Origin of the sequence: Streptomyces sp. NPDC007901, assembly GCF_042959465.1 — a bacterium.
Classification (GTDB): domain Bacteria; phylum Actinomycetota; class Actinomycetes; order Streptomycetales; family Streptomycetaceae; genus Streptomyces.
Genome location: NZ_JBIBKW010000064.1, coordinates 1 through 8136 on the forward strand (window position 1 = coordinate 1; position 8136 = coordinate 8136).

The window sequence follows — 8136 nt, forward strand, 5'->3', positions numbered from 1 at the left end:
TCTACCGCGAACGCCTCGAAAGCGCCCCCGCACTACCCAACACCCCGAACAAGCCCGCCAGCTGATCGCCTACACCACGACGAGGGACACCATCGGCTGGGCGATGACCGTGTGGAATCGGGGCCGCAGCAGACGGGCCTTCTCATGGATATCGAACAGCTCCTTGGGGCCGCCGACTTCGTAGGGCGAGACGCCGCCGGTGCGGCGGGCGTACTGGACGGCCCGGTCGTGCAGATGCTCCAGCAGGGGCAGCGCGTTCTGGCGTCGCCACTTGGCACTGCGCATGGCCTGGCCGCACACCTCGTAGAGGTCCTCGACTCGCGTGCCCGGGGTGGGCTTGTGAGAGTACTTGCAGTGCACGAGCGTGATATCCAGGTAGCGGCCGTCGCCCCTGAGGCCGACGAGGTCGGCTGCCTCGCCCGTGCCGTCGTCGTCGAGAAGGACGTCGAAGGAGCTGGTGGCCTGCAGGTGGGCCGACATGTAGTACTGGATGGAGTCGGTCCGGCGCTCCGGCCTCTGTGACTCCTTGCTGAGATCCACGCCCTGCCAATCCAGCGGCGTGAGCAGGGACGGGTCGTAGGGGCGACGCTCATAGCGCGGGGCGATGAGCTTGCCCTCGTCGTCGATGAGGCGATCGCCCTCCAGGAAGAGATCGGGCCTGTGCGTGTTGAGCCATTCCTCCAGCGGTTGCGGCTCGGCAGTCGGGCCGCTGCCCACGATGACGGCGTCCTGCTCGCGCGCCCGGTAGACCAGGCCTCTGGTGTCGTAGTCGGCCTGGTAGGCGACGCGCCAGGCGGGGGTGACCAGGGAGAACAGGAACGGGCCGGCGGGGGAGTAGTCGTCGACCTCGAAGTCCACGTCGGTGAGCGAGTAGCTGCGGTTACCGTAGGTGAGGGTGTACCGGTCGCGGGAGCCGAGGTAGATCTGCCAGGGCCACCCCACGCCCAGCAGCACGTACGAAGGCCGTGCGGTGATGTCCTCGGGGATGATGAACCCGTCGAAGACCTGCTCCAGGTCGATGGTGCTGTCCAGCAGTTTGGTGCCCTGCTGGTCGCACCAGTCGGTCCAGGCCTTCAGGCTCGACGCGGTAGTGGGGGACCAGAACCGGCCCGAATGTGCCGCACTGATCGAGACGCTGTCGCCGTCGTCGAAACCGGACGCGGCGATGTGGGTCTGGCTCTTGTGCTCTTGGTCGGTGGTGAAGCCCTGCGAGACGTCACTGCCGACGTGGAGGGAGAACCGCGTGAAGTAGTCACGGGCGTCCTTCAGGCCCACGTTGGTCGGTACCAGCCGGTCCAGGCGGGCCAGCACCCGGAAGGTGCGCTTGCCGTTGATCAGTTCGCAGCCTTCGCCCAGAACCGCCTCGGCCAGGTCCTTATAGGTGCTCGACTTCTCCGAGCCGTGGATGTACAGCAGTCGCCTGGTGGTGTCGAAGTAGAGCACGATCAGCTCGTAGACGACCTGCTCCAACTCCTGCGGCGCACCCCAGCGCACGGGGGTGCGCCGCTCGATGACATACCAGGCAACCGGGGAGTCCTCGCCGCCCAGGGCCATGGCGTTGTCCAGGATGCGCTCGTTGTCCTTGCAGAGCGTGAGGGCGGTCTCGGGCGTCCACTCCGCGGTGGCCGCCCGGTAGGCGACCGCGCTCATCTTCGGCTCCAGTACGCTGACCGCCACGTCCTCGGGCGCACCGGTGAACGTGATGTCGAAAGCGCTGGTCTCCTCCGCCGCCAGCGTGGCGCGGTCGGTGAGGTCGCGCAGCAGATGATTCCAGTCGGCGTCCTCGCGCAACAGGCGGCGCAGCGGCGAGGCGCCGGCACCCGGCTCCTGCGCGACGAACACAGTGGCCTTACCCAGTCCGCTCGCGGCCCGCGTGAACCGGCCGACGAACTGGATCATCGGGCTCAGGCTCTTGCGGGCCGCGTGCATGGCCGCGATCTTCAGGGCAGGCTCGTCGAACCCCTCACCGAGCATGTCGACGCAGATGATGATGCGGCACTCGCGTGTTCGCAGCGCCTCCACTGCCGCTTTGCGGCGTGTGACACCCACGTTCTGGTGGACCACGGTGGGACTGAACTCGGACGCCAACTCCTCGTAGAGCAAGCCGAGTTCTTCGGCCTTCGGGATGTTCGCGGCCCGCGCCATCAGCAAGTGGTCGTGCCCAGCTGCCCGGTCGGCACGCAACTGGCCCACGGCCAGCTCGGCCAGCTCTCGGTCGACGTCCTCGACACCGAAGACGGCCCGGTAGTTGATGCGTCTGAAGTACTCCAGCCGCTGGGCTTCCCGCAGCGGGAAACGGAACACGGTACGGCCGGGCAGCCGACGGCCGTCCTCCCGAAACGGGGTAGCGGTGAACAACAGCACCGGACGGTCGGAGAAGTCGTCGATCACCCGCGCCCATGTATCCGCGGGGGAGTGATGCGCCTCGTCCACGATCAGATGGGAGAACGATGACAACAGCGCCGCCCGCACCTGTCCCACGCTCTTGTTGAGGATCTGCGGGGTGGCGACGACGACATTGCATGCCGCAACAAACCGGGCCGCTTCCTCGGGATCCTTGAACCCGTGCTCAAGCCGGCCCACCCGCGGCCGCAAGGCGGCGGGCGTCACGATCTCCTCCTGTTGGAGGATGCCGAGCGTCTCGAACTTCCCAGCGATCTGGTCCCGCAGCGCCGCACTGGGTACCAGCACCAGCAGTCGTTGCATCCGCGCGGCCACCAGCAGGGCCAGCATGGTCTCGGTCTTACCGGTGCCGGTGGGCATGACCACGATGCCCGGGTCGGCAAGACCCGAGGCCCAGTGCCCCATCACCGCGTGCAGGGCGCCGATCTGAGGACGGCGCAGGCTGCGCGGCTCACCGTACGGGCGAAAGCCGATGGCCTTCCGATACGACTCCACCACCGTCTGCGGCGTACAGACGAGACTGCCCTGCCAGCCCACCTCGCGACCGGACTGGCTGGGCAGCACGGCCGTCAGCTCGTCGGCTGCTTCCGCTGCGGTACGTACGGCGGGCCAGCTGCCATAGACGTTGGAGACACGCAGCAGCCCATCCTCGTCCGTGACCTCCAACGTGCCGGCCGGGACGAGGAGCTGGTGGACCTTGTTGCGCTCGAATCTCTCTTCAACCCACACGGGCTTCGTGCTCACGTTCATACCGGTTGCTCTCTGTTGCAGATCTGGGTGACGGCCCGCGGCGGTTGGGCAGATGAGGCAGGCGAACACGATGAGTTGGGGATCGCGGCTCACGCCGCCCGGCGATACGACGGCTCAGCGGCGGTGCCCGCGCTCGGCAGGGCGCGCGGGGACGTTGAGGAAGTCCTCGAACCAGTTGTCCGGATCCAAGGCGGGCGGGACAGGGGAGGACCCGGCACCATCCGCTTTATCGGAGCTGTACTTGCTGTCGTACAGCCACAGCACGTCGTCGTCCTGGAAGAAGAAGTCCGAGCAGGCGTCGAAGTCGTAGTCGTCACGGTGCTTGGGCAGCGCCGCATGCGCGCCGTCGCCGGCTTCTAGATGGGCGGGCGCATCGCCGAGAGCGAGGTGCAAGACCATCTCCTCGGCCGCACAGGTGGGCCGGGGCCAGCTGCCGCGCTGGAGGTCGCCCGCCAGATCGTCGCAGGCCCGGGCCAGGTTGCGGCGCCACCGCAGGTTCTGGCGCCATGTCACCTGCGGCAGACGGGAGAAGAAGCCCCACGCACCGTCATCGTCCTGGGTGATGGGACGCTCACCCAACTCGGCGGCGTCGTCGTAGGCCGCCTCAGCAAGCTCGTCCAGCGCGCTGAACAGTAGATCGGCCGTGCGTGGCGTGAACGTCCAGTGGCACTTCTGGCAGTCTTCCTCCTCGCAGTCGCACGCCGCAGGCAAGGCGAAGAGCGAGGCGAAGTCCGGTTGCAGTTCCTCGGCCGCAGGCGGAGTGGCGTCGGTGCGTGGGGAAGCGGCATAGGGGCCGGCGGCGTGTTGGAGCCGCCAGCCGGTACCGAAGTTGATACGGACGGGTTCGGTCGACCAGTCTGCGACCTCGTCTCCCCGTGTGGGGAGCAGCAGGTGGCCTTCCTGCGCATCGGTCAGCCAGTCCATGCCGGGCAGCTCTCCCGTGCTCTCCGCAGCGAACATGACCGCGCCCACGAGGTCGTGCGGATCGTCCTCGCCCAGTTCCTCGTCCGGCATCGGCTCCCAGCCGCCGGCCGTCGCGGCAGCTACCAGCTTGGCCTGGTCGTAGACGTGGAACTCACGCAACTGCACCACCCGGACCACCGGGCCCGGCAGGTCGGCCAGTCGGGCGTCCTTCGGTGATCGAGTGGCCGAGACGGGAAGTTCGGGCTCGTCCTGTGCCGGCCCCTCCAAGGGGTCGTCGGCAGGCCAGGAAAACAATGCGGGGGCGGCGCTGGGCCACACGCCGGTCCGAGCGCGTTCCAGGGCCTGACGGAAGGACGCGGCCGGGGCGTCCGGCAGCGCCGTGGCAATCTTGTGCGCGGTGATTTCCTGCTGCTTGGTGAGGGCCCCGTTGAGGGCGGCGGACGACAGCAGCCGGGCCGCGTGCTGGGCCACGTGGGCGTCCCGGCAGGTGAACACGGCCTGCGCGCAGGCGGGTCCGTTCGCATGGGCCAGCAGGACAAGGACACGGCTTTTGCTGCTCGCGTGCTCGCAGAGAAAGCTGCGGGGCACGGCCGGAACCGGTGGGGCTGTCACAGGAGCACTCCAACGACCGCGGCCGGCCACGGGCCAACCGCACACGACAGGGAAAGCTGCTGGTAGGCGCGGTACAGCCGCATCTCCGGACAGCGCAAGAATCGAAAAGTGACTGGTGCTGTCGATGCGATCGACAACCCGGGTCTGCGAACGACCATAGCCGGTCGGCCCGTTCGTGTAGGGCTTTTCGGCATCATTGTCCCGTCAGGCCAGGACAGCACCTGCAGGGTGCCTGCGTCACGTGCGCGTGGGACGGGCGCAGGTCTTTCATCCTGGGTCGTATCTGCGGCGGCTGTCAGACCTGCCCACTACCCTCCCCAGACATGACTGCATCTCGCCGTCCGGCCCGCGAACTGCCCGGCGACCCGGCCCGGTTGCGCCTGGTCTACACCCACGACCATCCCCTCGAGCCCTACGACTTCGAGGACACCCTGGAGCAGTGGCACGTCTCGGTGCGCCTCTTCCACGGCGAGGAAGGGGAGTGCCCCCAGGGGTGCAGCGAGTCCTGCGAGCGGTCCATCGAGGAGGGTACGGAGATCGGCTACCTGCTCCTGTGCCGGCTGCGTGGCTACACCACGGACAACCGATGGGAGGCCGCCGACGCGGAGTCGGGAGATCTGGAATCCATCGCCTCCACCGTCCTCGACCCCCGGACCGGGCAATACACCGACGCCTTTGACGAGGCCATCGAATGCCCGGTCGGTGACCTGCTGATCCTCGACCGGGTCTTCCTGGACAGGTCGTGGCGCGGCTTCGGACTCGGTCCCGTCCTTGCCGCGGAGGCGATCCGGCGCCTGTCTGGCGGTTGCTGCGCGGTGGCAGCCGAACCCGGCATGGCCGAATGGCTCGACAACCGGGAGGAGGCGTCCGAGTCCTATCGGCAACAGGCCCGCCGCAAGATCGCCACGTTGTGGGAGAGCATCGGATTCACCCACTTCCAGGACGGCGTCTACCTGCTGGACCCCGCCTTGCGGCAACCGGGCGACCTGCTGGCCCAGCGGCGCGAGGAACTGCTTGAGCTCTCGCGGGCCTACCGTTCACGAGCCGCCTCGCTCACGATCGTTCGTGAGGAGGAGCAGGAGCCCGCGGCAGCGCGGGGAGCGGACGTGTCGGACCAGCAGCTGCACGCTCGGGAGGGCTGGCTGGAGACCATCGGGAGCGTGCGCGCCCGGGACTCCCTGCTCTATCTGCAGGGCCGCTGCCGGCAGGCCGGATGGGACAGCCGCGACAAGCGAACAGCACTGGCCTTGGCCGCCGACGTGACAAGCGAAGCGGATCTGAGGGAGCTGGGCGCACAGCTCCGAGACGTCCACTTCGGGCTGCGCAAGGCCTTTGCAGACGCGGTCACCTTCTCCGCCGGATCCTTCGACGTCCGCCCCTTCCGGGAGGACCCCGGCCGACTGGGGCCGCTGGCCGGAGTGTGGGTGTACGGGTCGAACCTGTACGGCCGGTACACGGGCCGTTCCCACGGAGTGGGCGACGCCTGCAAGCATGCGAGGTCCCTGGGCCCGGGTCTGGCACGGATCTCCCTCGCGCAACTGCTGGACCTGGCGGGCTTCTGGCAATGGAACGGGCCCATGTGCTCGTTCTGCAGCGGCTGGTCGGGACAGCGCCTGAGCGAGGAGCAGTTCACCCACTACCTGAACGCCACGGCGAACCCTCGAACGGCTGCCCCATGAGCGCCCAAGGGCGCGCTCGGCGAAGGGCGGGCAAGGAACAGCCCGCGCGCCGTGGGGTTCTGGGAGAAAGTAGAGGTGGCCCCGCTGTGGCTGACTCGCCAGCAACTGCTCAGGGTGGCGTCCTCAGTGGCGAGGACGTTGAATTGCTGCGGCACAGGCCTGGAGTCGACCGTCTGAGACGGCACCGGTAGCCGTCGCCGAGGCCGTGGCCAGAGCCCCATGAGCAGGGAGTCCAGTTCGGCGGGCGCACCACACAAGGCGCACAATCGGGTATTTTGTCTGTTCTGGTGCGTCGAATGGATGGGCCATCTCCCCGTAAAGGGGCCCTCCGCGGCAACGAAGGGCCCTGGTGGCTGCGGACTCGCCCGGATCAGTAGAGGCATATTCACCGCCGCCAGTTAGCGACGTTACAGAAGGTGGGTGCAGCACAACACTGAACCGCCCCGGGTTCGGTAGAGATCTCAGATTGTGGTGATGACCTGGGATTTCGTGAGTTCGGTGTAGTAGTTGGCTTCGTATTCGACGGGCGGGATGTGCCCTATCTCACCGTGGAGTCGGCGGTGGTTGTACCAGTCGATCCACTCGGCGGTGGCCAGCTCGACCTGGGAGAGCGTCTTCCAGGGCCTCTGGGGCTTGATCAGCTCGGTCTTGAACAGGCCGATCGTGGACTCCATCAGGGCGTTGTCGTACGCGTCACCGACGGATCCGATGCTCGCCGCGATGCCGGCCGCGTCCAGGTGCTCGGCGAGGCGGAAGCTCGTGTACTGCGACCCGGCGTCCGAATGATGTATCAACTCGCCCGGCTGGACAGGGTGTTGGTCGCGGTCGCGCTGCCAGATCGCCATCTCCAGGGCGTCCAGCACGAACACCGTCTCCTTCACCGTGGCGGCCGACCAGCCCACGATCCGGCGCGAGAAGGTGTCCACGACGAACGCGACATAGACGACGCCGGCGAAGGTCTTCACGTGCGTGAAGTCGGCCACCCAACAGCGGTTCGGGGCGCCGGCCACGAAGTCGCGGTCGACAAGGTCCGGGGCCCGCTGGGCCTGGCCGCCGGGGATCGTGGTGATGACGCGTCTGCCGCGCACCGCGCCCTGGATACCGAGCTCGCGCATCAGGCGCTCGACGGTGCAGCGGGCCACCACATGTCCCTGCCGGTTCAGCTCGCGCCAGATCTTCCGGGCTCCGTAGACACGGTAGTTGGACGTGTAGACCTCCTGGATCCGCTCTTTGAGCTCCTCGTCGCGCACCGAACGGGCAGAGGGAGTTTCGAGGCGTTTCTTGTGGGCGTAGTACGTGGAAGGGGCGATCTGGCAGTCGTGCTCGGTGAGTGTCCTGCAGATCGGCTCGACGCCGCCGAAGCGGTCCCGGTGCTCGTCGATGAACCTTACGAGCGCGCCTGTGGCCGGTCGAGCTCGGCGATGCTCCTATGTCAAGCAGCCAGTCTCATGGGCGTTGAGGGTAGGGGGCTGGGGGGTTGGCCGAGGTCGGTTTGGTCGGCAAGCAAGGCTCGGTAGACGCGGTCGGAGATGCGACGCCGCAGCAGTCGCAGGGCCTCCGTTTTGGTCTTGCCGGCGGTGAGTTGCTTGGTGAAGTAGGTGGCGCCTTCGCCGTCGCCTCGCACCTGGGTCACGGCGATCATGTGGAGAGCATGGTTGACGGTGCGGTTGCCACCTCGGTTGAGTCGAACGCGGACTTTGTTGCCTGACCAGACGGGGATTGGGGCGGTGCCGTTGAACCGGGCGAAGGCGGCCTTGGAGACGAACCG

The 8136-nt window shown here is 67.6% G+C and carries 5 protein-coding genes; 1 reads left to right on the plus strand and 4 read right to left on the minus strand.

What is annotated here, in order from left to right; translation table 11 throughout:
• Positions 1-69: 69 nt before the first annotated feature.
• Both ACFZDK_RS55270 and ACFZDK_RS55275 read right to left on the minus strand, forming a co-directional pair.
• Entirely contained in the window at positions 70-3153 is a 3084-nt protein-coding gene (locus ACFZDK_RS55270) for a DEAD/DEAH box helicase family protein (RefSeq protein WP_390986881.1), read from the minus strand.
• A gap of 114 nt (positions 3154-3267) precedes the next feature.
• On the minus strand, positions 3268-4665 hold the full coding sequence (locus ACFZDK_RS55275; RefSeq protein WP_390986883.1) for a hypothetical protein: 1398 nt from the start codon (positions 4663-4665) through the stop codon (positions 3268-3270).
• 347 nt (positions 4666-5012) lie between these two features.
• Here ACFZDK_RS55275 and ACFZDK_RS55280 point away from each other — a divergent pair, with 347 nt between their 5' ends.
• Positions 5013-6368: a hypothetical protein gene (locus tag ACFZDK_RS55280; protein ID WP_390986886.1), complete on the plus strand. Its 1356-nt coding sequence runs from the start codon at positions 5013-5015 to the stop codon at positions 6366-6368.
• A 461-nt stretch (positions 6369-6829) separates the two neighbouring features.
• Here ACFZDK_RS55280 and ACFZDK_RS55285 read toward each other — a convergent pair whose 3' ends face one another.
• Positions 6830-7750, minus strand: a complete 921-nt coding sequence (locus ACFZDK_RS55285; RefSeq protein WP_390986891.1) for an IS3 family transposase — start codon at positions 7748-7750, stop codon at positions 6830-6832.
• A 50-nt stretch (positions 7751-7800) separates the two neighbouring features.
• On the minus strand, positions 7801-8136 hold a 336-nt coding region (locus ACFZDK_RS55290; RefSeq protein WP_390986888.1), incomplete at its 5' end, for a transposase.